This window comes from Cupriavidus sp. C3SS-1 (genome assembly GCF_057073755.1).
Genome location: NZ_CP172699.1, coordinates 977,731 through 1,003,744 on the forward strand (window position 1 = coordinate 977,731; position 26,014 = coordinate 1,003,744).

Below are 26,014 nucleotides of genomic sequence, written 5' to 3' on the forward strand. Positions count from 1 at the left end.
ACGCCAGAACCTCGGCTCCTACCATTGCAGCAGGGTCTTCAGTCGGTGAACGAGCCAATCCAGTTCTGCAGGCGATACCCACCCTTTGCGCGCAACGGATACGCGTACGCGTCCAAGCGTCTCGTCTGGCGAATGATGGGGATGCTTCGCAGCGTCAGCTTGAGCCACCAGAAGTAGTTGCTGAGCCAGGTCCTCGCATATGAACCAGCGCTCGAATCTCCCTTCAGGCGTCTGGCCGCCAACGTAGACATTCCATGACAAGGTGGCGCCCACTTTTGGCTGCCCGCCAGGAACTACGGCTGGAAGCGTGGGCCGTGGGAAGTCGTCGGGTACGTCATCGAGATTCATCTCTTGAGCTCCTGCCGCTTGTGCGGGCATGTCGGGAGTGTTCCCTCTTGTGCGAGAGCATCGTTCCCGTGGGGTTCATAGTGCTTTTCGCCTAGAGCGAACCATGAAATGGCGATTTGTCAAGCAATTTTCACCGTTCGTGGCTGGTTCTCGATTCTACGAATTTCGTAGGGAAACGCAATGCGAAATCTACGATATTCGCAGAATGGGAAGAAAAGAGCCGGTTACTGTATTCGGACGTCGCTTGCGACAGGCAAGGCGGCGAGCCGGCATTCCCCAAGACAAACTAGGTGTGGCAATTGGCCTGGACGAAACTATCGCCAGCACACGCATCAGCCGATACGAGAGTGGAGTTCACGAACCTCCAGTCGAAATCGCGCAGAAGCTGGCGAAGGTGCTCAAGGTCCCGACGGCATACCTCTATTGCGACAACGACGAACTCGCGGAATTTCTCCTCGCCTGGCCGTACCTGATTAGGGTCGACAAGAAGGAGATTGCGTACATCATCGAGAACAGATTGTTCTCGAAAGGCGTTCTGGGGAAGAAGTCCTGAGGGGGAAGGGCGACGTCCCGACATGTCGTGTCACCTAACTTCTGACGCTAGCATGCTGAATTCCTCATGGCGGGCGAGCTACCTTGGAAGTCCGCCTGCAAGAAACAGGTAGCCAAAGAGAAAACTAACCATTCGCCAGCATCAGGTACCCGACTTCTACCTGGCAGTGGCGGCATTCTCGGGATTAGCCCCATTTGCGCGCCGCTCCTCGCCCTTGGGGGGCAGGGCCTGACCCCCGTGTCGTATCCGTCGACACACCCTTCATATTAGTGTTGCCACTGGGCCGGTCTTCGACGAGTTGTGGCGTCCCGCAGCATGCTCCAAGGGCGGCCAAGGAGGCCGGGAGCCCCAAGAATTCCTGCTATTCCCGCTGGGGTTCGGCTACTCACTGCTGCACGGGCCGGGGTATGCATGACTCGGATGGTGGGCTTCGGCTAAGAAATCCAATCCAGCCTGAAAGCTGCGTAGCACTCCGCCGGTCGCTTCATCTCGTGATTCAATTGCTCAACTAACTTTGCCTGGTCCCTGGGCGGCATTCGCCTTGTTCCGAGGTTGGACACGGTCGTTTGTCGCGTCTGCCTATGGCGGTCGCGCATTGCACGAATCATCCCCCTCATGCCGAGCTATACGGGGGTATGTGCTCGCGATAACGTTATGCAGTCCTCCTGCCTGCTAAGCAGAGAGGAAAGAAATGAAGGAAAAACACCTTAGCTTCAACTACTTGGGAAACCAACGTTATTTCACCGTTACGGCAGATAACGCAATACAGGTCAGGTTCTGCGGCGTCGTTGCGGGCTCCAACCCACCGGAGCTACTCATGGCAGTCCCTTACACCGACCTCGTAACCAAACTGAAGCAACACTTTTCTCTCGATAATGGTCCAAGTCCTTCCGCATTGCAGCAATATCGCAACCACTTGAGTGCCTTGAATGGGTATCTCGCTTTTTGCGGTAAGACGTTGGAGTCGAACGTCGGAGTGGAACTCTCGGGGCAGTTTGAGGTAAAGCTGCGCGGGTATCTTGAAGCCATCACCGTCGCACCGCGGACTCGTCGTGACCGCGCACTTCAGCTCAAGGCAATTCAAAGGCTTTTCCAACAAACGCTGTCCCCTGGCCGCCAGGCGGCTGTCAAACCGAGTAGCCTCGCTGCGGTCCTTCGCCAATGCATCGCGAATTCAGGTATTGCCCCGCCTAAATTGGCCAAACAGGCTGGTCTCGAACCCGACAAACTTGGTCGGTGGCTCAAAGGAGTGAATCCGAGTCCAGGCGCCTATCCCGGATTGAGGCGCCTTGAGGTTCAACTCGGGCTAGAGCGCGAGGCGCTCGTGAGCCTTGTCGAAAAGCCGGCTGAAAAGGCGGCTTCGTCCGGTACTGTACCTTCTCATCGCTTGCGCATGGCTCAGCGCCGGCAACATGGCCTGAAGCTTCCGGAATCCGCGTTGAGCGAATCCCTCTTGCAGGAGTGGCGAGGGCTCTTTGACTACAAGGTTGCCCATTTTCCAACGCTTGAACGCCAGCCACGAGGGCAGTGGCGCCTTATCCCGGCGGCGATGTCCACGAGCGTTAGCAAACTGGCGCAGCGGGGTGCAATGGTTTGTCCCACTGCCGACATGTTTATTTCAAACATTCGCTCCTTCCTTGGCGTGGTCTCCAATCTGGGCCCGGAGCAGGGAGGCATTTCGTGGAGTACGGTTCCCGCTCAGACGCTGGCGTTGTGTGCACATCCTCGCGCGCTTGAGTGCTATCTCCAATGGATGAGTGACCAATCGGCCGGAATCCGCCACAACGGGCAGAAGGTATTTGCCCGTGCTATTGCTAGTTTGCTTCGCCCCCAGACTGGATATTTGTGGCAACAGGCAGAAGTTTTCCGCGAGCGATTGCCGATGGAGCTACAACCCCCAAGTCCAGAAGCATGGCAAGCTATGTGCTCAACAAGCCACAAAATGCTGCGGGACTATATCCGCACTGCGACAGGCGTCAGTCGCAATCCTGAGGAGCCAATTGGAGACCTTCTCGCCTTGCCGAGTCCTCTCAAACCGCTTCTCGAAGCCATTGACCGCATCGAAGCCGATGCAGCAGCCTCTCCGCCGGGAAGCATTACGGAAGCCCGACACAAGAGAAACGCGCTCGTCCTTGCTCTACTACTCTCCAATCCATTGCGAATGCGGACGCTTATTTCACTGACGTGGCTGCCAAATGGAAACGGTACCGTTCGCGGCAATCCAAGCCAAGGGTGGCGTATCCAGTTGCAACCGCTGCATCTGAAGAATGGGAGCAGCCAGCAGTCGCGCAATTACAACGTCAAGGTCGCTGACTGGGTTAAGCCGTTGCTGGACGAGTACATTGGTGAGTACCGAGATACATTGCTAGCCGGCAAGAGTAGCCCCTACCTACTCGTCGGAGACAAGGAGGGAAAAATTTGGGAGGGACTTTCGGACACTGTACTGCAGTTGACGAGGCGCTACATTCCCGGTTCGCCAGGGTTCGGGCCGCATGCGGTTCGACATTTGGTTGCAACCGACTGGTTGCGCAGGAACCCGGGAGATTTCTTGACCGTCGCGGAACTGCTGAATGACACCCTGGCGACGGTCCTTTCAAACTATGCTCATCTGCGGCGGGATGATTCATTCGTCCGCTACGAGCAGCACATCGCTCAGTCGCGATAGGAGCCATATTCAGCATTGCGTGCGCCGGCTTCCCACTTCGTTGCTCCGAGGGCAAGCGACATCGGAAGCCACTCTGCATGGCGATGGGTGGCTAAGCATGTGGACTTGCGACTGGCAGTGGTGGGCTGGCGGCTGCGGCGGGTCAAAGCATTTGTGAAGCCATCGCCGGTCCCAGTTGATTGGAATCGGCGATGGCTTGCATGGTGTCATTTCTCTTGTCAGGTGCAGAAGAACCCGACTTTATTTCAGCGTCCAGTCCGAGCCGACCCCTCCCTTCTTTACTGATAATTTCTATTATCAGTAAAGATTTTATGACCTAAGTTCGGGGCTTTTGGCGCTTCACTGGGGGTGATTGAAGCAAGTCCTGCGTCGCCCAGTGCCCAGTGCCCAGTGCCCAGTGCCCAGTGCCCAGTGCCCAGTGCCCAGTGCCCAGTGCCCAGTGCGCTGCGAGCCTATGCCTCGACTGTTCGCTCAACAACTCGTAGTAGGCCATTCGGCACGGTGCTCCCCTTGGTATGGACATCACCATCCAGAGCTGTCGAGACGCTCCCTAGCCCTTCGGCAGATGAGCTGAGTTGCCGCGCCGGTACGAGCTGGCTGTCCGCGCTGTAGTACTGGGCGCTCTTCGTTCGTCCGCCGCACCCTCCCTTGTGGGGGCTCATCGTTGGTGGTGCTTCAGGTTGGCGGGTTAGTCCCTCTGACTCTGCTATGCGTGGTGGGAGCATCATCCGACCATCTGACCCTGGCCAGCCCTATCCGTACAAAGTGCCGTCGTATAACGATGGTGTATATGTTTGCACTGCTGGTGTGCCGAATTCTCCACTCATGGCTATAATCCAGATGCCGATATAGCACCTTTCACGACGGGAGATTTCGGTATGGGTCGAGACGAAAAGAACAAACTGCAGGACAACACTCCTGAACAAAGCAGCATACAAGACAACCTGTTCAACTACGGGGTGGGCGCTAACGCGGTTGATTACCTGGAGACTACCCAGCTCAATAAGTTTGGCACCAAGGGCGGTACGGGCTTTGCCGCTGAGGATGCGAACGCATTGAATGACAAGTTTCGCGGCGTGAAGGTCGACCAGGTCGGCACCAACAACGCGAAGAACGGAGCCGACCGGATTGCCGACGGAATCCACATCCAGACGAAGTACTTCGACTCTGCGACGAAGACGGTGAATGATGCGTTCGACGCGACCACCGGCAACTTCCGTTATCCCGGCATGCAACTCGAGGTCCCCAGCGACCAGTACGAGAAAGCCGTGGAACTCATGCGGCAGAAGATTTCCGAAGGAAAGGTGCCAAATGTCACTAACCCTGACGACGCAACGAAAATCGTCAAGCAAGGAAGCGTCACGTACCAACAGGCGAAGAACATCGCTCGCGCCGGCAATATCGACAGTCTGAAGTACGACGCGAAGAACAACGCGGTCACGAGTGGCTATGCGTTTGCCATTGGCTTTGGCATCAGCTTTGCCAGGGCGAAGTGGGAAGGGAAGTCCAACACCGAGGCGCTGAAAGAGTCCGTCAACATGGGCCTGCTTTCAGCGGGTACATCGTTTGTCGCAGGGGTCGCCACCTCCCAACTGCTGCGCATGGAGTTCGCGCGCAAGGCAACCGTTGTTGTACGCGAAGGCGTTCGAAAAGTGGCAAGCACGGACTGGGGCCGAATCCTGGTAGATAAAGTTGCATCTGCCTCGGCAGGCAAGCCCCTGTCAGGCGCAGCGGCGACAAATCACGTTTCCAAGGTTTTGCGCTCAAACGTCATCACTGGAGTCGTAACGACAGTGGTTCTTACTGGGCCAGATTTTTACCGGGCTGCTATCTCAAAGAATGCCTCGTGGGCACAGGCCGGTAAGAACCTGGTCGTCAACGGCGCCGGTGTGGCGGCGGGTACCGCAGGATGGATGGGAGGAGCCGCGGCTGGGGCCGCAATCGGCAGTGCAGTCCCCGTCGTTGGCACCGCTGCTGGTGCGGTAATTGGCGCCGTCATTGGCTCGGTCGCCGCGGGGTCAGGTGGCTCCATTCTGGCAAAGAAGGCTCTCGACTTTGTCATCGAAGACGATGGCCAGGAGATGCTAAAGATTGTCCAGGATGTGCTGCCTGTATTGGCCGATGAGTACCTCCTGACTCAAGCTGAATTCGATACGCTCATGAAGGAGGTCCTCGAGTCCTGCACTACGGACTTCCTGCGTGAGATGTATGCAACTGATTCGCGGGAGCTGTTCGTGAGGGTCTGCTTCGAGCCGAGCTGTGAGCGCATCGCGCGTGAACGCAAGCCCGTTGTACTTCCTGTTGCAGAGAAGGTTCGCGAGATGCTTGACGATATTGTGGCCTCGGTGGCTGAGGAGGTAAGCGAGGTACCAAAGGTCACCGAGGTCTATGCGCCGAACTTCGTCATGGTCAAGGAAGGGCAGCCGACTGAAACTACCGGCCAAGCAACCCGAGATTGGCTCGGTAAGGTCGATGGGGACGTGCATATCTCGAAATCGGACGCAATTCGCACAGTACTCGGGCCCCTCGGTCGCATTTTTTGATTGCACACGGACGGACAGTTAACGACGAGGCCTGGCCTGTTCTCTAGCCGTCAAGCTCATCCCGCCTCCCGGCGGGTTTTATTCGTCATGGGCTGCGTATTGGAGAGGAGACCCGCGTAAACGCGATTATTACGAATAATCTTCGCGGGCTAATTCAAAAGCCGGCTCCTCGCCGGCTTTATTCATGGCAGTGTCCGACAGCCTACATCTTGGTGTCTCGAGTAAGCTCCACTTGGATGACTCTTCCGCTAGTAGTTTCGTAGTGCAACACAGGTCCCTCGAGGCGGTGTCGCGTGTGCTCATCAAGTGCCGGCTCAAACTGGTGCTTGCGCTGAGCGCTATCGCTGCTCAATACCGTGGCGCGAAGGGTCCCTTTGACCGGAACCGCTGGAGGGGTGTGGTCGAACACGACCAGGTGAGTCGCATCGATGCTGACCAGGTGTGCGGAGCCATTCGCGGTAACGATGGAGTAGGTTCCGGGCTCAAACACTAACTGCATAGCTGCTCCTCAGTTTGGTTGCTGGCCGAAACGTACCACGACAGCTAGTTATCCACAGACCGCCCCGCATCCACCCTATACCGAGCAGGCTCAAATTCAAGAATGGGGTGTGGTGAGTACGCGTGTTTATGCCGGCTTCAAGCTCGCTTTGGGGGCCAAGCGCATCTCGACGATGTCTCGCATGAGGGCAGTCGGGCCTTCTGCGACTCGTGCGGAGCGCCAGTTACGCTCGAGTTGGCAGGCGAACTACGCCAGGCCCCGGCTCAGCGATAACGTCAGGCGCGCCGGCGGCCTTTCTCAGAGATGGGCGCCCAGGTGCTGACGGACCTCCGCGGCAATATCCGACGACACCTGTTCAAAAACTTTCGCCACCGCCAGCCAACTCTTTGCTCGCGTGTATTCACCATGTTTGTAGCTGGATTGCACTGCAACAACCTTGGCTACTAGCTCCGGCGCCCAAATTAATGGCATCTCCTCCTGGAGTTCCCAGAATGATGCCCCGCTGGTCCCTGGCAGTTCTGGCGACGCCATTGTCCGGCCATCTATCCCGGTCGCTGTCTCGCTATAGTCGAAGAATAGGTCCAGCCCGGGAACAACAGGCTGTGTTGCACCTGTAGGAATGGTCGGAATCTGCTGGGTGAACGCTGTGACGACCTTGCCGACTACATGCCCCTTAAACCAGCCACCTTCTGGTGTCTTGTCCACGCGAGGGAAACCCGTCATGAAGAAGGCGCCGTCACGCAAGGCCAGTGAGGGCAGGGCCACATTGGAAAGCGACAGGAAGTCGTACGCCTTCAGGAGCCGGTCAATGGTTTCTGAATCTTTCAGCTCGAGGACTGCCACGTCTAGGGTTTCGTCGGTGGGCCGGTAAAGCTCGTACGAGCCAAAAGTATGCAAGTCTGTCCGGACAACGCTAGAGTCCGCGGGATATGCCAAGTTTTTGCGATAGTCCACAGGCACCTCATCAAAGAGATGAGCGGCCGTAACTATGAAGTGCCGGTCCGCTAGCCGGAACAGCGTTCCCGTCCCGAGTAGGGCGGTTCCATATTCGCTCTCGACCAATAGAGGAATCGTGACAGTACGACAGAAGCGCTCAAGCGCAGTGGAAACGTGAGGGTCTAGGTTCATCGCTACTAGCTTTGGGTTGCGCTACACGCTCGCAGTGTCGGCGCGTGAAATGGGAAGGACTACTGGGACCAGGAGCAGTCGCCGCCAGGGCGGACCGAGCGTATCGACTTTCTTGTTTCCGGACAAGAGGAAGACATAGGCCGCGGTGGCAGCCGGGTAACGACTTTACTGTTCCGGGAATTCGGAGGTGCGCGCACAAAGTCGTTACCGGCCGAGCGCTCAAAGCGACTAGCCGGTGTAGTAGCGGCGACACCGGCTACCGCAGACCCGTTCGGGACGGGTTGCTGAGAGGAAAAAAGCAATCACGATGTTCGCTTTGGTTACGACTTCTTGTCTAAGTAACGACTTTATTGTTCCTGCGCGGCGAGGAGCGGGCGGCATTCTTTGCTGGTTGCTCATGCCGGCCGGAGTTCCTTCTAATGAAGCCATTCGTGTTGAAGATGGCTGCATAGGTAGAAAGGTAGATAGGTAGATAGATGGGTGGGTAGAGAGATGAGTGTTCTTGCACGGTCCTCGACTGCGCTTGCGTACCGTCTGAGGAGACCAGCGAAAAGGTGGGGCGATTTGGTCCATGCGGTAACATAGGCTTGCGGAAGCAAAAAGCTTGCCAAGAACCCTGTCTCGTCAAGGCGATTCTAGGTGCGGCCGGTAACCTGCGGGGGCCGCGCGAATACCAGCCGGGCTGGTGCAAATCTGGTGTGGCGCAGCAACCCAGGAGATACAGAGCCGGAGCGTCGCGCAATACCCGGACGACATGGTGGATTCGCGCACCGGCAGACGTACGCGTTGGGAAAGCGTGAAGCCTGCAACGCAGCCGGTCGCGCATCTGCACGCATGACTGCTATGGTCGATGCATTGCGATGATGGAATGCCTCTTTAGAGGATAGAGGCAATTTGCTAAGCGTAGAGAATCACAAAATGACAACTAGAGCCGAAGCGCAGCAGTACCTCCAGTTAGCCATGGGCATTGGGCGGGTCGACTTTCGACATGGCCAATGGGAGGCCATTGACCACATCGTCAATCAGCGAGGGAAGATGCTGTGTGTCCAGCGAACGGGCTGGGGTAAGAGCATGGTGTATTTCGTATCAGCCAAGCTGATGCGTGCCCAAGGAGGTGGCGTCACTCTCATCATTTCGCCCTTGCTGGCTCTAATGCGCAACCAGATTGAAGCGGCAAACCGACTCGGCCTTCGCGCACGCACGGTAAACTCAACTAATCGAGAAGACTGGGACCGTGTGCGAGACGAGTTGCTTGCTGACCGCGTTGATTTGCTATTGATTTCACCAGAGCGTCTGGCCAACGACGAATTCGTGGCAGAGACCCTGCAGCCGATTGCGGCCAGGATTGGTCTGTTAGTGATTGATGAGGCGCATTGCATCTCCGATTGGGGGCACGACTTCCGCCCAGACTATCGCCGTATCGGACAAGTGCTGGCTCGATTGCCTGGAAATATTGCGGTTCTGGCAACCACGGCGACGGCCAACGGACGTGTCACAGAGGACGTTGCGGCCCAGCTCGGTGGGCCGGTTGCTGTGCAACGAGGTCCTTTGCTTCGTGACAGCCTCGCGCTGCAGAACATAAGAATGCCAAGTCCTGCCGACCGTTTGGCTTGGCTTGCAGAGAATATCCCCAGACTTCCTGGCAGCGGCATCATCTACACGCTGACGACTCGTGACGCAGACCGCGTCACAGACTGGCTCAGACAGAACGGTATCGACGCGCACGCTTACCACTCCGACAAATCGGACGAGGAGCGACAGGCTTTGGAGCAGGCCCTGTTGGCAAACGCCATTAAGTGCCTGGTCGCGACGAGCGCGCTCGGTATGGGATATGACAAGCCTGACTTGACTTTTGTCATCCACTATCAGACGCCCGGCAATGTCGTCGCTTACTACCAGCAGGTGGGACGGGCTGGGCGTGCAATTCCAGCGGCCTATGGCGTGTTGTTGTCCGGCGAGGAAGAGGAGGACATCAACGAGTACTTCCGGAACTCCGCCTTCCCACCGGAATGGCAGATAAACCGGATTCTGGGTGCGCTCGAAAATGCTGACGACGGTATGGGAGTGCGGGAAATTGAGCGCGCAGTAAATCTGCGTCAATCGCAGATTGAAAAAGTGCTAAAGCTTCTGGTTGTTGAGCCTCAGTCGCCGGTGGTGCGCATCGACGGAACATGGTTCCGAACCGCAAACCGCTTCCAGCTCGACGCTCGTCGTATTCAACATCTCACCCACCAGCGGGAAACAGAGTGGGCACAGATGAAGGAATATCTGGCGGATACGCGTTGTCTAATGAAATTCTTGGCTGACGCGTTGGATGACTCCACTGCAGACAACTGCGGACGATGCGCTGTTTGTTTAGGGCGCCCTGTACTTCCTGTTGAAATCCAGCGTGCGGCGCAAATTTCTGCTCAAAGGTTTGTAAGACACAGCGAGATGCCGCTTGAACTTAAGAAGCAATGGGAGCTGAAGGCTCTTCCAAGGTATCAAGCTGCATTCGGATGGTCCAGGCAGAACATTCCCCAGCACTTGCGAGGGGAAGAGGGCCGCGTTCTATCCCGTTGGGGTGAGCCGGTATGGGGCGAGCTAGTGGCACTTGGGAAGGCAAGAGGCCGCTTTGATGACGAGCTGGTCGCTGCAGCTGCAGACATGATTCGGAATCGATGGCATGGCGCGATGGCCGTTAGGTGGGTGACCTGTATCCCGTCGCGGCGAAACCCAAATTTAGTCCCCGATTTTTCAGCGCGCTTGGCGCAATCGCTAGGTGTCCCCTTCGTGCAAGCGATACAGAAAGCAAGAGAAACTGAACCGCAAAAAAGCATGGAGAATCGCTTCCATCAGTGTCAAAACCTAGACGGAGCGCTTGAGATTTCGCTGTGTGCCGGTGCCGATTCACCGGTTTTGTTGGTCGACGACGTGGTTGATTCGGCATGGACGTTAACGCTCGCTACTGCGTTACTCCGCCAAGCTGGAGCGACCGCAGTGTTTCCCTTTGCGCTTGCAACAACGGCTGCAAAGTAAAGCGATAAGGATATGAGCCAAACCTCGTTAAGCTTAGATACCGAAGTAGTGCTGCTGTTGTGCGGGCGATTTGGTGGCGAGCGTCAGGAGCCGTATCAGCCCCTGTCCACACGTGACTACGGTGAGTTCGCCAAATGGCTGAATGGACGAGGCCTGCGTCCTGCCGACCTGATGTCGGAAGCAGGACGGACGCAACTAGAGCAAGTTCATGAGGCCAAGCTGGAGCGCAAGCGGCTGGAGTTCCTGTTGGGGCGGGGTACTGCCATGGCGCTGGCGCTTGAGCGATGGAACCGCAGTGGAATCTGGGTCATTTCACGCGGTGATGTCGAATTTCCTAAACGATTAAAGCACCACTTGAGGCACGTGGCTCCGCCGCTGTTGTATGGGGCGGGAAATATGGACCTATTGAATAGGGGAGGCGTCGCTATCATTGGTTCACGGGACGCCTCCGAATCAGCACTCGAGTTCACCAAAAGTGTCGCGGCACAGTGTGCCCAGGAAGGACTGGGCGTGGTCTCCGGCGGGGCTCGCGGCGTGGATACTGCGGCCATGCAGGGTGCAGTCGTTGCGGGCGGTTGCGCTCTAGGCGTACTCGCGAACGACTTGCTAAAAGCCAGCCTTCACCGTCAGAACCGGCTGGGATTACAGGAGGGACGCTTGCTCCTCGTCTCCCCCTTCTATCCAGAGGTTGCCTTTAATGCTGGCAATGCCATGGGGCGGAATAAATACATCTATGCGCTGTCCGACCGCGCGTTGGTGATTGATTCCGCCTTGGCCAGCGGCGGCACTTGGGAAGGCGCCGTCGAGGACCTCAACTCGAAGTGGGTTCCGCTGTATGTCCGCACGCCAGGACAAGGGCCGGGCAATGCGGCCTTGGTCGAGAAAGGGGGTATTCCATTCACTTATGCTCCCCATCATGGCGGGTCGTTGTCAGAGGTTTTTGCCAGTCAGGAGTCTTTGGGTTCGAACCATGTGGAGTCTGACCCTTCGCAGCCATCGTTGTTGACCGCTTCGGAAGACGCCGTCATCACTCAGGAGCCGATTCATCCGGATAGTCCGGAGTGGGGCATGCCAAGGGCGAATCAGGATGTGGGCGGTAGTGTGGAGGTTGTGACGGACGCATCGGCGTCGTCTGAATCGGTGCCAGCAATCACCTCGGTTGTTGAGCCTACGCCAGCGCCAAGTTTGGATATGTACCAAGACTTCCTCATTAAGGTCTCTCAGGTCTTGGCAGCAGTCCCTTTGACTGATGAGCAGATTGCCACCAGCCTCGGGATTGAGAAGGTTCAGGCAAAGACGTGGCTCACGAGGGCCGTGGCCGAGGGGCGAATAGAGAAACAGAAGAAGCCTGCACGTTATTCGCTGGTACCGTTGTCGCTGTTAGGTTGAAATAAGTGCCCCGGGACACCCAGTAAGTGGTGTCCCGGGCTTTTCACTAAATCGCGACAGGCGGTGTTTTTCAAGCGGCCTGACGATTGCGTAAATCCCAGCCGTGGGTCCACCGGCGGCAGCCATGCTGCGGCGGAAGGCCGCTACTGGAGGCGCTACGTTCGCCAACCATTCCCCCATTCCTCGTCCAGAAGGGCAACGAGGCGTCTATCTACCGTAGGCTGGCCGCGGAGCCATTGCGCAAACGGTTTAGGAAGCATGATGCCGTCGTAGTCGACCTTCTCGACGTACCGTAGGATGCGGTTGGGGTCGAAACCGTCGCCATATAGACGCTCGCTCCCCAACTGTCTGAAGAATTCCTTGTCCTTGTCACTCGGCAAGGTGCGGCCCGAATAAAACTGAGGCAAGCCTGCAGGCCAAACTTCGTCCAGCTGAATGTTGCGCAGGCAATCTTCCAGCGTATGTCGAAAGCTGTGGTTGCCGAAGCCGCGGCCGAAGGCGAGCGTGTCCCGGACGAAGGGCACAAAACGCTGTTCGTATGCCCGTCCCCACATAGGATTCTTGCCGCCCGGTTCCGGTATTGCAGACGGGAATAGAGGGGAATTGGAACCGCGCTCTGCCGCCTCCGAAACAAACTCAAGGAAGCCGAGCCGCAGCAGCACGGGGTGCACCGGCACAGCACGCTTGGTCGCCTCATTCTTCAGGCTCCGGGCTGGCAATGCGTTTGCGTCCCCATCCTGCTCGTCTTCGACCTGGATTCTCAACAAGGCGAGCATTCCAACCTCAATATCTTGGACGTGGAGTTGAAGTACTTCGCGAATGCGCAGGCCATGATATAGGCAAAGGAGCGGTGTCCAATAGCGAGCGCCCAAATCCCATCTCATCCGACCGACCCAATGTTGCGCCAGCGGGTTATACCAGTCGGAAGCGAAGATAGCGTTCAGCTGTCGGATGGAGTAGGGGAAACGCGGCTTTTTTCGCTTCTTCTCCTCTGATGCTGAAATTTTAGGCATCGCATCCAAGTCCGCTGCCGGATTGTGCCCGCATAGCCCCTTGGTTTTGGCCAGGGCAAAGGCCTCGCTCAATCCTCTGGCTACGACGCTGCAATATGACATGCTCCACGGCCGGGTCTCGGCGTGCAGACGCCATTCAAGGAAGTTGTAGACATCGGTGGACGAAACGTTGGCCAGCGGCTTGTCGTGGCAAAAGCCAACAAATTTCTGCCACCAGGACAGGCTGGTGGTTTGCGTCTTGGGGTGTGCAATCGAAAGTCGCTCGACATAGAGGGGCGTGACATCCGAGAGCTTGGGCTGCGCCCGCGGTGAGCTGGCCTTGGGTTGGATGTCCAGTTCCCAGGCCGCTGGCAGGGGCTGGGCCGCGTGTGACACGCCTGGCTCGGTAATCTCTCCGCGCTGGCGAGCTGCCAGTACCTGGCAGCCCAGCTGAGCAGCGCGCAGAAATTCATAGGTCAAGGCCTGAAGCTCGTCCCCTGTTTTATCGACCAATCGATAACCGCGCCACTCCACCAGTTGCGTTACGGTCGGCACGAACAGCGACACATCCCCGGTGATGACCGCATCCTTAATGCGGTCTAGCACCGCATCCAGGTCCTGAGTCAGCGCGGCGGGCTCCTCGGCATCGAGCCACCGCTCTCCCGCTTTTCGTGCCGCGTAGTCGGACGACAGGCCCGCGAGAAACAGGGCTGACAACTGCTCGGCCAGTCCCTCACGCCCAGCCGGGAGGGCTTTTAGTCGTGTACGAGGGTTTTTTTGGGAGAACGCCTCGAGTGCGTCCTCGACGGTGCGCCCTTGCGCCAGGCTGCGCCGGCTATCTTCGAACAACTTTGTGGTTTCGGCCTCGAGCTCCGCCCATTGCACCTTGGCGCGCTTGAAGTCGCGACCCAGTGCCTTCTTGATGACCGTGCAGCCAATGACCTGGCGCAGGTCAGTCGGCACCGTCTTCAGGTAGGTGTAGCCATGGGGAGTCCTGCGAAGGTTAGGGAGCATGTCGACCTCGTCAGTCGACGCCGTACCTCGCTTCGTACTTGTACCAGTCATTTGTACCAATCGGGGCTAAAAACCCCCCTAATATCGGCAAATCAATGACTTGGCTTGAACTGGCGGAAGCGGTGAGATTCGAACTCACGGATGGGTCACCCCATCGGCAGTTTTCAAGACTGCTGCCTTAAACCACTCGGCCACGCTTCCGTAAAGTGCCGGCATTGTAGCGCGATTGCGCGACATGCCGCTGGCGCAAGGGCCAGTGTACAGGCCGCGCATTATACAAGGCCGGGGCGCTTCCTTGGTGAATCCTGTGATCCTGTTGTCGGAGCCTGTCTGACATGGCGGAACCTTCACGCTGTCATGCGGCTCATATCGGTGTGTCGGGCACTGCGCAAGTGCCGCGTTCCCGGCTTCACCTGGCAACAGAGGAGAATTTCAGATGCAAAGCAAATCGAAAAATCGAATGGCGCTTGGGGCCGTGCTGGCTGCAATCGGACTGGCCGGTTGCGCGGCGCCTTACAACAACGGGTACAACAACACCGGCTACAACGCGCCACCTCCGCCGCAGACCAGCAACGGTGGCTATGCCTCGCAGGCGCCGGCAGGCTCGGTGTACTACGGGCGCGTGGAATCCATCGAACCGATTACCAACACGCAGAGCAGTTCCGGCCTGTTGGGCACCGTGATCGGCGGCGCCGCGGGCGGCCTGCTGGGTCACCAGGTGGGCGGTGGCCGCGGGCAGACCGCGGCGACGATCGGGGGAGCGGTGGTCGGCGCGGTAGCCGGCAACCAGGTTGAAAAACGCGCCGGCAGCAGCACGCAGACCGCCTATCGCGTGAACGTCCGGCTCGATGATGGCCGCGTCGCCACGGTGACGCAGAGCAACCTGGGCAACCTGCAGGTCGGCATGCGCGCCCGCGTGGCCAATGACATGGCCGTGCCGTACTGACCGGGTATCGCTCGCAAGGCGAGAAGGCCACGGCATTGCCGTGGCCTTCTCGCTTTCGGGTCAGATGCGCCGCGTTCCTCAGTCCTTCAGGAACATCTCCTGCAGGTCGTTGAGGAAGCGTCTGCCGAGTTCGGTCGGACGAATCACCGTGGGGTCGGCATCGAGCAATCCCTTCTTCTCCGCCGCCGCGAGCTGCCGGCTGATGGTATGCAGCGGCAGCCCCGTCATGTCGTGGAAGCTGGAGGCCGGCACGCCGTCGGTCAGGCGCAGCGCATTGAGCATGAATTCGAACGGCAGTTCGTCCGCGCCGACTTCGCGCGCTTCCTGCACGGCGTTGCCGGCCATGGCCTGCGCCATGTAGGTGGCCGGGTGCTTGTGGCGCATCTGGCGCAGGATGCGGTTGGGAAACGACAGCTTGCCATGCGCGCCCGCGCCAATGCCAAGGTAGTCGCCAAAGCGCCAGTAGTTCAGGTTGTGCCGCGCTTCGCGATGCGGGCGTGAGTAGGCCGAGGTCTCATAGTGCCGGTAGCCGGCCTCTGATGTGCGCGCCTCGATCAGGTCCTGCATCTCGTAGGCCAGGTCATCGTCCGGCAGCGCGGGCGGGTACTTGGCGAACAGCGTGTTCGGCTCCAGCGTGAGGTGGTAGAGCGACAGGTGCGTGGTGCCGTACGACAGCGCCACCTCCAGGTCGCTGCGGCACTGCTCCATGGTCTGGCCGGGCAGCGCGTACATCAGGTCCAGGTTGATGTTGTCGAAGCTGCGCTGCGCGATGTCGATGGCCGCGCGTGCCTCGCGCTCGCCATGGATGCGGCCGAGCGACTGCAGGTGGCTGTCGTTGAAGCTCTGGATGCCGATCGACAGCCGGTTCACGCCGCTCGCGCGGTAGCTGGCGAAGCGTTCGGCCTCGAAGGTGCCCGGGTTGGCCTCCATCGTGATCTCGGCATCGGCGTCGAGCGGCAGCAGCGCGCGGATATCGGACAGCAGCCGGTCCATGCCGGCCGCGGACAGCAGGCTCGGCGTACCGCCGCCGATGAACACGGTATGGACCGCGCGGCCCCATACCAGAGGCAGCGATTGCTCCAGGTCGGCGCGCAAGGCGTCCAGGTAGGCGTCTTCCGGAATGTCGTGGCTGCCGTCCTTGCCGGGCACCGCGTGCGAGTTGAAATCGCAATAGGGGCATTTGCGCACGCACCACGGTACATGCACGTAGAGCGATAGCGGCGGCGAGCCGGGCAGCGCGATCTGGCCCGGCTTGAGCCAGAGCTGCGTGTTGTCGGCAGGCGCGGCGGGCGGTGTGCCCGCCGGTACGATCGGGATCATCGCGCAGCCTGCCCGCGGCCTTCGGTTTGCAGGCGCGCCGCCAGCGAACGCAGTGCCAGCGCACGATGGCTGACGGCGTTCTTTTCGTCGGCGGGCAGCTCGGCGGCGGTCTTGCCCAGATCGGGCAGCAGGAAGTGCGCGTCGTAGCCGAAGCCGCCGGCACCACGCGGGGCGTCGACGACTTCGCCATGCCACACGCCTTCGGCGATGATCGGGCACGGATCCGCGGCATGCCGGACGAAGACGAGCACGCAGTAATAATGCGCGCGGCGGTTGGGCTTGCCGGCGAGCTGCGAGATCAGGTGCGCATTGTTGGCGGCATCGGACTTGGCCTGGCCGGCCATCTGCGCGTAGCGCGCCGAGTAGACGCCGGGGGCGCCGTCCAGTGCCTGCACGCAGATGCCCGAATCGTCCGCCAGCGCGGGCATCCCGGCCAGCCGGCTTGCATGCCTGGCCTTGGCCAGGGCGTTCTCGACGAAGGTGCAGAACGGCTCTTCGGCTTCAGGCACGCCCAGTTGGCCTTGCGGCACTACGTCAAAACCGAGCGGGGCCAGCAGCGCGCCGAATTCGCGCAGCTTGCCGGGGTTGTTGGAGGCCAGTACCAGGCGTTGCATGGCGTGCGGCGTCCTTCAGGCCAGGCCCAGCGCCTGGCGCTGGTGCTGCACCAGTTGCGCGATGCCGGCCTCGGCCAGGCGCGTCATGGCGTCGAGCTCGGTGCGGCTGAACGGGGCGCCCTCGGCCGTGCCCTGTACCTCGACAAAGCCGCCGCTGCCGGTCATGACCACGTTCATGTCGGTATCGCAGTTGCTGTCCTCGGCATAGTCCAGGTCCAGCACCGGCACGCCGTCGACCATGCCGACCGAGACGGCCGCGACGAAGTCGCGGATCGGGCTGGCGCTGATCTGGCCGTTGCGCAGCATGGACGAGACCGCGTCATGCGCGGCCACGAACGCGCCGGTAATCGCGGCGGTACGGGTGCCGCCGTCGGCCTGCAGCACGTCGCAGTCGAGGTGCAGCGTGTATTCGCCCAGCGCCGCCAGGTCGAACACCGTACGCATGGCGCGGCCGATCAGCCGCTGGATTTCCTGGGTGCGCCCGGTCTGCTTGCCGCGCGCGGCTTCGCGGTCCGAGCGCGTATGCGTGGCGCGGGGCAGCATGCCGTATTCGGCCGTGACCCAGCCCTCGCCGCTGCCTTTCTTGTGCGGCGGCACCTTGGACAGCACGCTGGCGGTGCACAGCACCTTGGTGTCGCCGAACGCACACAGCACGGAGCCCTCGGCATGGCGGGTGTAGTGACGGGTCAGGCTGATAGAACGCAGCGCATCGGCTGCGCGTCCGCTGGGTCGCATGGAATGGTTCGCTCGAATCGGTGGAGACCGCGATTCTAACGCCGGCGGGCCTGGCGTGCCCGCCTTCCCGCCGTTGCCGGTTGGCTGCGCTCAGCGCATCAGGTTGCTGGTCTTGTCGATGGCCGCGCGGATTTCGGCGATGGAGCGCTCGATTTCCTCTTCTGACAGGAGATCTGCCTCGTTGCCGGGACGCTCCAGGATGGAGGTCGTGAAGGCGTTCAGCGGCAGGGTGTCCGTCATGACGGATTCGTCACCCGTGGCGCTGGCATCCAGCTCCCACATCATGGCGATGCCGGTGGTGTTATCGGCACCTTCGCCGGCTTTTTCGAGCGCGCGTGAAATCAGTTCGGGGACCGCCTGAACCACCGATAGCCGGGTCAGGCGGTCGACGATCTCCGGCTCTTCGAGCGGTCCCCAGAGGCCGTCGGATCCCAGCAGCGCAACATCGCCCGGATCGAGCCGCAGCGGGCCGCCGATGTCGATCAGCGGCAGGTTGGGCGAGCCCAGGCAGTTGTAGAGCTTGTTGCGCTCGGGATGGTTGGCGACTTCCATGGGCAGCACGCGTTCCTGCTGCAGCAGGTTCTCGATTTTCGAGTGATCGCGCGTGCGCGTCAGCAGCCGGCCCTTGCGGACCAGGTAGAAGCGCGAATCGCCGGCGTGCGCCCAATGGATCTGGCCCTGCTGCACCAGGCAGCAGACCACCGTCGTGCGCGGCACGTCGGACAGCCGGTGAGCCTCCGCGTAGCGGTGGATCTCGCGGTGGGCCAGCATGATGGTGTCCTGCAGGAAATCCGCCGGGTTGCGGATCGTCGGCCGGGCCTGCGTCTGGAACTGGCGCGCCAGCGTCTGCAGCGCCTGCTGCGCGGCGACTTCGCCCAATGCATGGCCGCCCAGGCCGTCCGCCAGCACCATCAGCAGGGCATCGCGCGTGAAGCAGTAGCCCATGCGGTCCTGGTTGATGCGGCGGCCGCCTTTCCTGCTTTCCTGATAGACGGAGAATCGCATGTTGGCTGTTTGGGGAGAATTCGGTTCGGAAATGCGCGACCGGGGGTGATTCAGTCGCCGCTTGTGTCCGCGGGTTGGCGCGTGGTCGCGGCCACCGTGTCGTCGCGGCGGCGCAGCAAGGTCAGGAAGCGGCTGGACGGGCCGGTTCGCTCGGAACGTTCGGCGGGGGCGGGCGGCGGCGCCTGAGCGGCCTGCTCGCCGAGCGCGTTGGTCTGCTCGCGCAACTCCTTCTGCAGGCGGAAGACGCTCTGCGGGCGTTCTGCCGGAGGCAGCCGCAGGCACCATTCGACCAGGTCGACGAGGCCATTGGTGTAGCTGCTGCGCAGGCGCGCGATGGCATCGCCCATGCGGTCGTCCTTTTCGCGCTGGTTGGCTTCCTGCGGCGGCATGCCGGCCATGCAAGCGTAGAGCGTCGCGCCCAGGCTGTAGACGTCGGTCCAGGGGCCCAGTTCGTTGTGCTTGCCGTAGAGCTCGGGCGCGGCGAAGCCGGGCGTGTACATCGGCTGGAAGCGCTTGGCTTCCATGGTGAGCGTCTGCCGCGCGGCGCCGAAATCGAGCAGGATCGGCGATTCGTCCTCGCGCAGGTAGATGTTGCCGGGTTTGATATCCAGGTGCAGCAGCTTGTGGATATGGACTTCGCGCAGCCCGCTCATCAGGTCATGGAAGACCTTGCGGATGAAATGCTCGCGCAGCACCTTGGCGCGGCCCTGCTGGCGCGCGGCCAGGATATGCTCCTGCAGCGTCTTGCCCATCTCATAGTTCATGACCATGTAGACGGTAGAGTTCTCGCGGAAGAAGTTCACCACGCGCACGACGCTGTGGTGCGAGATGCGGGCCAGCGAACGCCCTTCCTCGAAGAAGTACTTCAGGCCCAGGCGGAACGATGCCGCGTTTTCCTCGGGCACCATCGGGATCAGTTCGCCGGGGTTGCGGCGCGCCAGCGATGAGGGCAGGTATTCCTTGATGGCAACCGGCGCCCCGGTCTCGTCCGTGGCCAGGTATACGAAACTGAACCCCCCGCTGGCCAACTTCTTTACAATACGATAGTTGGACAGCAGCGTGCCGACGGGCAGCGGTGCACTCTTGGGTTGTGTAGCGCCCTTGGGCTCTGTCATAGGAATCGGACCGGATTTGCCTCGGGATTGTCACGGCTAATCGGTCACTTGTAAAGAACACAATAGCGGGCATTGTTGCCCCATTTCGGCGGATACAAGACGCCTTTGCTGCGGCCCCAGCCTACCCCCGGGGCAGCGCCATTTCGCGAGAACACTCAATGATCCACAGCATGACAGGTTATGGCCTGGCAACCCGCCAGGCACCGCTGACAAACGCGCAGGGTGAGCCCAGCGGCAGGACGGCCTCCGTTTCGGTGGAATTCCGGACTGTCAATTCGCGTTTTCTCGACCTGTTGTTCCGCGCCCCCGAAGAGTGCCGCGCGTTCGAGCCGGCGCTGCGCGAGATGCTGATGGCCGAGCTGTCGCGCGGCAAGCTGGAATGCCGCATCAACCTGCAGCGCACCGATACCGGCGGCGCCACGCTGGCGCTCAATGAAGGCCTGCTGGGCCAGATCCGCGCGCTGGAGTCGACGGTCGCGAACACCTTCCCGATGGCGGGCACGCTGCGCATGGGCGAGATTCTGCGCTGGCCTGGCGTGCTGGTCGAGCCCGAGTTGTCGCAGGACGCGCTGCGCGAGGCTGTGATGGGCGCCGCGCGCGAAGCGCTGGACCAGTTGCGCGAGGCGCGCCGCCGCGAGGGCGAGGCGCTCAAGGCCACGCTGATGGAGCGCATCGACACGATGCTGGCCATCGTCGAACGCCTCACGCCCACCATTCCGCAGCTGATCGCCCATCATCAGGAAAAGCTGACCGAACGCCTGCGGGAAGCGTTCAACCTGGCGGCGCCGGCAGGCATGCCGTCGATGAGCCGCGACGAGGTCGCCGAGCGCATCCGCCAGGAGGCCACGGTCTACGGCATCCGCATCGATATCGCGGAAGAGCTGTCGCGCCTGCAGGCACACCTGAACGAAACCCGTCATATCCTGAAGAAGGGCGGGCAGGCCGGCAAACGGCTCGATTTCATGATGCAGGAACTCAACCGCGAGGCCAACACGCTCGGCTCCAAGGCGGCCGCCAAGGAACTGGCCGATGCGTCGATGGAGCTCAAGCTGCTGATCGAGCAGATGCGCGAGCAAATCCAGAACCTCGAATAACGCGCCAGCCCGACGCATTCCGTTTCACCCGGCGCCACGACGCCAGAAGATCCAAAACAATCACATGAGCGATACGCCTCACACTGCCATCGATACCGTCTACCCCGGCAACCTGTTCATGGTGGTGGCACCTTCCGGAGCCGGCAAGTCGACGCTGGTCAACGCGCTGCTTGCGCAGGACCCGGCGATCCGGTTGTCGATTTCCCACACCACGCGTGCGCCGCGTCCTGGCGAGCAGGACGGGCGCGAGTACCACTTCTGTTCCGTGGATCAGTTCCGTGCCGCGCGTGACCGTGGTGAATTCCTCGAGTGGGCAGAGGTCCACGGCAACTACTATGCGACCTCGCGCGTGTGGATCGAGGAACAGATGGCGCAGGGCAACGACGTGCTGCTCGAAATCGACTGGCAGGGCGCGCAGCAGGTGCACAAGCGCTTCTCCAACGCGATGGAGATTTTCATCCTGCCGCCGTCGCTGACGGCTCTGGAAGATCGCCTGAAAAAACGCGGACAGGACGAGCCGAACGTGATCGTGCGGCGCCTGCTGGCAGCGGGCAGCGAAATGTCGCATGCGTCGGAGTCGGACTACGTCATCATCAACGAGGTATTCGACAACGCGCTCGAAGAACTGCGCAACGTGGTGCGTGCCACACGCCTGCGCTTTTCCTCGCAAAAGGCGCGCCACAGCGAGCTCTTCATCGAGCTTGGCATTCACTGAGCATGCGCGCGCGGGTCGTCGCCGGGCGATTCGCGCGCGGTGCTGTAAAATAGCAACCCAACAGGTTTTGTCCCAAGGTGGATTTGATATGGCGCGTATTACCGTCGAAGATTGTCTGAAACACATCCCGAACCGCTTCGAGCTCGCCCTGGCAGCCACGTACCGTGCGCGCCAGCTGGTGCAGGGCCATACTCCGAAGGTGGAAGCGAAGGACAAGCCCACTGTGGTTGCCCTGCGCGAAATCGCCTCGGGCCAGGTCGGCATCGAAATGCTCAAGAAGGTACCGACCTGATTCCCCGGGCGGCCAGTGGTTCATCCTTGCATCGTATGCGCGCGCATCCAGCAACCGGATTCCAGGGGCCGCCCCCATGCCTTCGTCACACCCCTCCTCGTCAACCGTCTCTCCCGGCCAGCCGGCCGGCGCCGCGCCCGCGCGCGGCGAGACGGGCAGCGATGCCGGAGCGGCGTCCGCGCGTAAGCGCTCTTCGTCCGGCCAGGCATCCGTGACCGCGCGCACCGGCGCTCCCAATCTTCCTGACCCGCTTGGCAACGATGTTGTCGGCGAGCGTGCCGCCGTGCCGCCGATGGCACAGGGCAAGGCGCGCCTGGCGCCCGCGTCGGATTCGCACGATGACGTGATGGCCATGGAAGAGGCGCCCGCGGCACTGGCGGGCGACAGCCTGTTCATCGATGCCGTGCTGGCGCAGTCCTACCGGCACTTCTTCGGGCCGACGTCGCAACCAGCGGTCCCGCCGCGCCAGCAGGTCATTTCCATCACGCGGCTGATGGAGAAGCTGGCCTACCTGAAGGCGCCGGACCAGGCACGCGTACGCGAAGCCTTCCAGTTCTCCGACGAGGCCCACCTCGGCCAGTACCGCCAGAGCGGCGAACCGTACATCACCCACCCGGTGGCGGTGGCGGAGCTGTGCGCGGACTGGCGGCTCGATGTGCAGTCCATCATGGCGGCGCTGCTGCACGACGTGATGGAAGACCAGGGCATCACCAAGAGCGAACTGGCCGAGCGATTCGGTCCCAAGGTCGCCGAACTGGTCGATGGCCTGACCAAGCTGGACAAGCTCGAATTCCAGAGCCGCGAGCAGGCGCAGGCGGAAAGCTTCCGCAAGATGCTGCTGGCGATGGCGCGCGACGTGCGCGTGATCCTGGTGAAGCTGGCCGACCGTACGCACAATATGCGCACGCTCGACTTCGTGCCGCCGGAGAAGCGCCGCCGCATCGCGCTGGAGACCATGGAGATCTATGCGCCGATCGCGCACAGGCTCGGTCTCAATACCATCTACCGCGAGCTGCAGGAACTGTCGTTCAAGGTCGGCTCGCCGTTCCGCTATGCCACGCTCGAAAAGGCGGTGAAGGCCGCGCGCGGCAACCGGCGCGAAGTGGTCAAGCGCATCCTGGAGGCCGCGCAGAAAGGGCTGGCCGATGCTGGCATCGTCGCGGAACTGTCCGGCCGCGAAAAGACGCTTTACAGCATCTACCGCAAGATGCACGACAAGCAGTTGTCGTTCTCGCAGGTGCTGGATGTCTACGGTTTCCGCGTGGTCGTGGAAACGCAGATGCACTGCTACATGGCGATGGGTGCGCTGCACGGCCTGTACAAGCCGATGCCGGGCAAGTTCAAGGACTACATCGCGATCCCGAAGATCAACGGCTACCAGTCGCTGCATACGACGCTGGTCGGTCCGTTCGGCACGCCGGTGGAATTCCAGATCCGCACGCGCGAGATGCACCAGATTGCCGAGGCCGGCGTGGCCGCGCACTGGATGTACAAGACGCAGGCGGACCATGCCAACGATATCCAGCAGCAGGCGCACCAGTGGCTGCAGTCGCTGCTCGATATCCAGAGCCAGACCGGCGATTCGCAGGAGTTCCTGGAACACGTCAAGATCGACCTGTTCCCCGACGCGGTCTACGTGTTCACGCCCAAGGGCCATATCCGCGCGCTGCCGCGCGGCGCCACCGCACTGGACTTTGCCTATGCAGTGCACAGCGACCTGGGCAACCAGTGCGTCGCCGTGAAAATCAACAACGAACTGCTGCCGCTGCGCACGGAGCTCAAGAGCGGCGATATCGTCGAAGTGGTGACGGCCCCGTATTCCAAGCCGAACCCTGCATGGCTGTCGTTCGTGCGCACCGGCAAGGCGCGCGCGGCCATCCGCCACTTCCTGAAGACCACCAAGCTCGACGAGGCGATCCAGCTCGGCGAGCGACTGCTCGAACAGTCGGCGCGCCAGCTCGGCATCGAGCTGAAAGCCGTGCCGCAGTCGGTCTGGGACCGCATGATCCAGTGGACCGGCAACAAGCACCGCGAGGACATTTTCGCCGACCTGGCGCTGGGCCGGCGCGTGCCCGCCGTGGTGGCCAAGCGCATGGAGATTCTGCTGCAGGAACTGTCCGGCGATGTCGACAGCGCGCTGCTGGCGGCCGTGCAGACCTTCTCCGGAGAAGAAGCGCCGGCCGTGCCGATCACGGGCGACGAAGGCATGTCGATCCTGTTCCCGGCATGCTGCCGCGCAATCCCGGGCGACCCGATCGTCGGCTACCTGGGCAAGGGTGAAGGCCTGCAAATCCACGTGCAGGATTGCAAGGTGGCCAAGCGCTTGCACAGCAAGGATCCGGAACACTGGATCGACGTCATGTGGGCGAAGAAGACCACGCGCGCATTCGACGTGTCGATCAAGGTGATGGTGCGCAACGTCAAGGGCATCGTCGCCCGTGTGGCCGCGGACCTGACTTCGGCCGACGCCAACGTGGCGCACGTGTCGATGGAGCAGCAGGACGCTGGCCACCAGGAAGCCACGTACATGCAGTTCATCATCCAGGTACAGAATCGCCTGCACCTGGCCAATGTGATGCGGGCCCTGCGGCGCAACCCGGACGTGATCCGCATCTTCCGCGATCGCAACGATGGCTGAGCGCCGCCGGCCAGCGATCAACCCGCCTTGCGCGGCGGGTAGCTGACTTCCAGGATATCGATCTGTTCCACGCCGGCCGGCGTGCGCAGCGCCACGGTGTCGCCCTCGCGCGCCTTGATCAGCGCCTTGGCGATCGGCGAGATCCAGCTCACGTGGTTCATGTCGAGATCCACCTCGTCCATGCCGACGATGGTGATGGTCGTTTCCTCGCCGGACTGGGTGGCGTAGGTGACCGTCGCGCCGAAGAAGATCTGGTCGTTATCACCCTGCAGGGATGCGTCGACCACCTCGGCTTTGTCCAGTCGGCGGGTAAGGAAGCGGATGCGGCGATCGATCTCGCGCAGGCGCTTCTTGCCATAGAGGTAATCGCCGTTCTCGGAGCGGTCGCCATTGGAGGCGGCCCACGACACGATCTGCACGACATCGGGACGCTCGACGTCGATCAGCTGCATCAGCTCGTTGCGCAGGCGGTTGTAGCCTTCCTCGGTGATGTAGTTCTTGGCGCCGGCAGGCAGCGGGGTAGCGCCTTCGGGGAGATCGTCCTCGTCGTCATCCGACGATTCTTTGACAAATGCTTTGTTCATGGTCGGGATCACATCTTCGGTCTGCCATTATAGAAAACCACTCAGGCAACCCGTGCTTGAAAGAAAAACGAAAAAAAGTGCAGGAGGGGGTTCCCAAAAAAGAATATTCAGATATAATCTCTTTTCTCGAGTGCGGCTGTAGCTCAGTTGGATAGAGTACTTGGCTACGAACCAAGGGGTCGTGGGTTCGAATCCTGCCAGCCGCGCCACCTATGTAGTACGAAAAGGGCTTCCGGAAACGGAAGCCCTTTTCCATTTCCGCCGTTCCACGTTTCCCTCATTGCGCTATTTTCACGTGTCTTTGATTTTCGCGCTGTCGCGGCCTGTCTTATCCGCGCGCGCCTCTCGCGCGCGACAAATCCCTTTCATCCAGATTTCCTTCCATGCAACCGGCATGGCTGCATGCTGATCGCCGCGCCCGCCTTGCGATCGCTCGATCGCGCACCTAGGCTCGACACAAGGTGCGATGGTTTCGCGCAAGGAGATCGGCATGGCACAACCGGAATGGCGTGTGGAGGCGTATCGCGGCATGGATGTTTATGTGCTCGTGACGCCGCAGCATGAAGGGGGTGAAGGCGTGGTCAGCATGGGGCCATCGCCGCGCTGGGCCTACGAGGTCCGTGTCTGCCAGGAGGGCATGGACCCGGCCGATGCGGGCGACACGGAGCTGCTCTCTAGCGGCGCGCAGCCTTTCGTCACCCGGCACGCGGCGGAAGTCGCGGCATTCAGTGCCGGTTACTCGCTGGTGGATAGGATTGTCGGACCGGCCAAATAGCGGCGCGACGCATGTGGGCTGAATAAGCAGCC

At 60.9% G+C, this 26,014-nt stretch carries 20 protein-coding genes and 2 tRNA genes; 12 read left to right on the top strand and 10 right to left on the bottom strand.

Going from position 1 to position 26,014, the window contains the following annotated elements:
• Nucleotides 1-18: 18 nt before the first annotated feature.
• Nucleotides 19-348: a hypothetical protein gene (locus tag ACIGJC_RS04545; protein WP_483710835.1), complete on the bottom strand. Its 330-nt coding sequence runs from the start codon at nucleotides 346-348 to the stop codon at nucleotides 19-21.
• Nucleotides 349-451: 103 nt separating this feature from the next.
• Here ACIGJC_RS04545 and ACIGJC_RS04550 point away from each other — a divergent pair, with 103 nt between their 5' ends.
• The 3 genes from ACIGJC_RS04550 to ACIGJC_RS04560 all read left to right on the top strand — a co-directional run bounded on the left by ACIGJC_RS04550 (nucleotide 452) and on the right by ACIGJC_RS04560 (nucleotide 6,109).
• Nucleotides 452-901 carry a helix-turn-helix domain-containing protein gene (locus ACIGJC_RS04550; RefSeq protein ID WP_483710836.1) on the top strand — a complete coding sequence of 150 codons (450 nt, stop codon included), beginning with the start codon at nucleotides 452-454 and terminating at the stop codon, nucleotides 899-901.
• A 691-nt stretch (nucleotides 902-1,592) separates the two neighbouring features.
• Nucleotides 1,593-3,566 carry a site-specific integrase gene (locus tag ACIGJC_RS04555; protein WP_483710837.1) on the top strand — a complete coding sequence of 658 codons (1,974 nt, stop codon included), beginning with the start codon at nucleotides 1,593-1,595 and terminating at the stop codon, nucleotides 3,564-3,566.
• Nucleotides 3,567-4,444: 878 nt separating this feature from the next.
• The gene (locus ACIGJC_RS04560; protein ID WP_483710838.1) at nucleotides 4,445-6,109 is read left to right on the top strand and encodes a hypothetical protein; all 1,665 of its coding nucleotides are present in this window, start codon (nucleotides 4,445-4,447) and stop codon (nucleotides 6,107-6,109) included.
• A gap of 796 nt (nucleotides 6,110-6,905) precedes the next feature.
• Here the strand turns inward: ACIGJC_RS04560 and ACIGJC_RS04565 are convergent.
• A complete protein-coding gene (locus tag ACIGJC_RS04565) occupies nucleotides 6,906-7,451 on the bottom strand; it encodes a hypothetical protein (RefSeq protein ID WP_483710839.1) in 546 nt (181 codons plus the stop codon).
• A 1,203-nt stretch (nucleotides 7,452-8,654) separates the two neighbouring features.
• On the opposite strand from ACIGJC_RS04565, the gene ACIGJC_RS04570 reads away from it, so the two are divergent.
• Complete coding sequence (locus ACIGJC_RS04570) at nucleotides 8,655-10,754, top strand: RecQ family ATP-dependent DNA helicase (protein ID WP_483710840.1); 2,100 nt, start codon at nucleotides 8,655-8,657, stop codon at nucleotides 10,752-10,754.
• Between the two features lie 12 nt (nucleotides 10,755-10,766).
• Nucleotides 10,767-12,143 carry a DNA-processing protein DprA gene (locus tag ACIGJC_RS04575; RefSeq protein WP_483710841.1) on the top strand — a complete coding sequence of 459 codons (1,377 nt, stop codon included), beginning with the start codon at nucleotides 10,767-10,769 and terminating at the stop codon, nucleotides 12,141-12,143.
• 155 nt (nucleotides 12,144-12,298) lie between these two features.
• On the opposite strand, the gene ACIGJC_RS04580 is transcribed toward ACIGJC_RS04575, so the two are convergent.
• Both ACIGJC_RS04580 and ACIGJC_RS04585 read right to left on the bottom strand, forming a co-directional pair.
• Nucleotides 12,299-14,149, bottom strand: coding sequence for a DUF6538 domain-containing protein (locus ACIGJC_RS04580; protein ID WP_483710842.1), 1,851 nt, complete (start codon nucleotides 14,147-14,149; stop codon nucleotides 12,299-12,301).
• A gap of 111 nt (nucleotides 14,150-14,260) precedes the next feature.
• Nucleotides 14,261-14,350 (bottom strand) — tRNA-Ser (locus tag ACIGJC_RS04585).
• Between the two features lie 235 nt (nucleotides 14,351-14,585).
• Between ACIGJC_RS04585 and ACIGJC_RS04590 the strand changes: the two genes are divergently transcribed.
• Entirely contained in the window at nucleotides 14,586-15,095 is a 510-nt protein-coding gene (locus tag ACIGJC_RS04590) for an outer membrane lipoprotein (protein ID WP_483710843.1), read from the top strand.
• Nucleotides 15,096-15,173: 78 nt separating this feature from the next.
• Here ACIGJC_RS04590 and hemW read toward each other — a convergent pair whose 3' ends face one another.
• From hemW to ACIGJC_RS04615, 5 genes are all read right to left on the bottom strand, one after another.
• Complete coding sequence (hemW, locus tag ACIGJC_RS04595; protein WP_483710844.1) at nucleotides 15,174-16,415, bottom strand: radical SAM family heme chaperone HemW; 1,242 nt, start codon at nucleotides 16,413-16,415, stop codon at nucleotides 15,174-15,176.
• The gene (gene rdgB, locus ACIGJC_RS04600) at nucleotides 16,412-17,029 is read right to left on the bottom strand and encodes an RdgB/HAM1 family non-canonical purine NTP pyrophosphatase (protein WP_483710845.1); all 618 of its coding nucleotides are present in this window, start codon (nucleotides 17,027-17,029) and stop codon (nucleotides 16,412-16,414) included. The genes hemW and rdgB overlap by 4 nt, the downstream gene beginning before the upstream one ends.
• A 15-nt stretch (nucleotides 17,030-17,044) precedes the next feature.
• Nucleotides 17,045-17,764, bottom strand: coding sequence for a ribonuclease PH (rph, locus tag ACIGJC_RS04605; protein WP_483710846.1), 720 nt, complete (start codon nucleotides 17,762-17,764; stop codon nucleotides 17,045-17,047).
• 90 nt (nucleotides 17,765-17,854) lie between these two features.
• Nucleotides 17,855-18,769, bottom strand: coding sequence for a PP2C family protein-serine/threonine phosphatase (locus ACIGJC_RS04610; protein WP_483710847.1), 915 nt, complete (start codon nucleotides 18,767-18,769; stop codon nucleotides 17,855-17,857).
• Nucleotides 18,770-18,819: 50 nt separating this feature from the next.
• Nucleotides 18,820-19,884, bottom strand: coding sequence for a serine/threonine protein kinase (locus tag ACIGJC_RS04615; RefSeq protein WP_483710848.1), 1,065 nt, complete (start codon nucleotides 19,882-19,884; stop codon nucleotides 18,820-18,822).
• A gap of 158 nt (nucleotides 19,885-20,042) precedes the next feature.
• Here ACIGJC_RS04615 and ACIGJC_RS04620 point away from each other — a divergent pair, with 158 nt between their 5' ends.
• The 4 genes from ACIGJC_RS04620 (at nucleotide 20,043) to ACIGJC_RS04635 (ending at nucleotide 24,623) form a co-directional block, all read left to right on the top strand.
• Nucleotides 20,043-20,978, top strand: coding sequence for a YicC/YloC family endoribonuclease (locus tag ACIGJC_RS04620; protein WP_483710849.1), 936 nt, complete (start codon nucleotides 20,043-20,045; stop codon nucleotides 20,976-20,978).
• A gap of 64 nt (nucleotides 20,979-21,042) precedes the next feature.
• On the top strand, nucleotides 21,043-21,693 hold the full coding sequence (gene gmk, locus ACIGJC_RS04625) for a guanylate kinase (protein WP_483710850.1): 651 nt from the start codon (nucleotides 21,043-21,045) through the stop codon (nucleotides 21,691-21,693).
• An 88-nt stretch (nucleotides 21,694-21,781) separates the two neighbouring features.
• A complete protein-coding gene (rpoZ, locus tag ACIGJC_RS04630) occupies nucleotides 21,782-21,985 on the top strand; it encodes a DNA-directed RNA polymerase subunit omega (RefSeq protein WP_006578656.1) in 204 nt (67 codons plus the stop codon).
• Between the two features lie 211 nt (nucleotides 21,986-22,196).
• Nucleotides 22,197-24,623, top strand: coding sequence for a RelA/SpoT family protein (locus tag ACIGJC_RS04635; RefSeq protein WP_483711462.1), 2,427 nt, complete (start codon nucleotides 22,197-22,199; stop codon nucleotides 24,621-24,623).
• Nucleotides 24,624-24,640: 17 nt separating this feature from the next.
• Here ACIGJC_RS04635 and greB read toward each other — a convergent pair whose 3' ends face one another.
• Nucleotides 24,641-25,207 carry a transcription elongation factor GreB gene (gene greB, locus ACIGJC_RS04640; RefSeq protein ID WP_483710851.1) on the bottom strand — a complete coding sequence of 189 codons (567 nt, stop codon included), beginning with the start codon at nucleotides 25,205-25,207 and terminating at the stop codon, nucleotides 24,641-24,643.
• Nucleotides 25,208-25,339: 132 nt separating this feature from the next.
• On the opposite strand from greB, the gene ACIGJC_RS04645 reads away from it, so the two are divergent.
• Together ACIGJC_RS04645 and ACIGJC_RS04650 are read left to right on the top strand one after the other, a co-directional pair.
• Nucleotides 25,340-25,416: transfer RNA gene (locus ACIGJC_RS04645), tRNA-Arg, on the top strand.
• A 281-nt stretch (nucleotides 25,417-25,697) separates the two neighbouring features.
• A complete protein-coding gene (locus ACIGJC_RS04650) occupies nucleotides 25,698-25,982 on the top strand; it encodes a hypothetical protein (protein WP_483710852.1) in 285 nt (94 codons plus the stop codon).
• Nucleotides 25,983-26,014 lie beyond the last annotated feature (32 nt).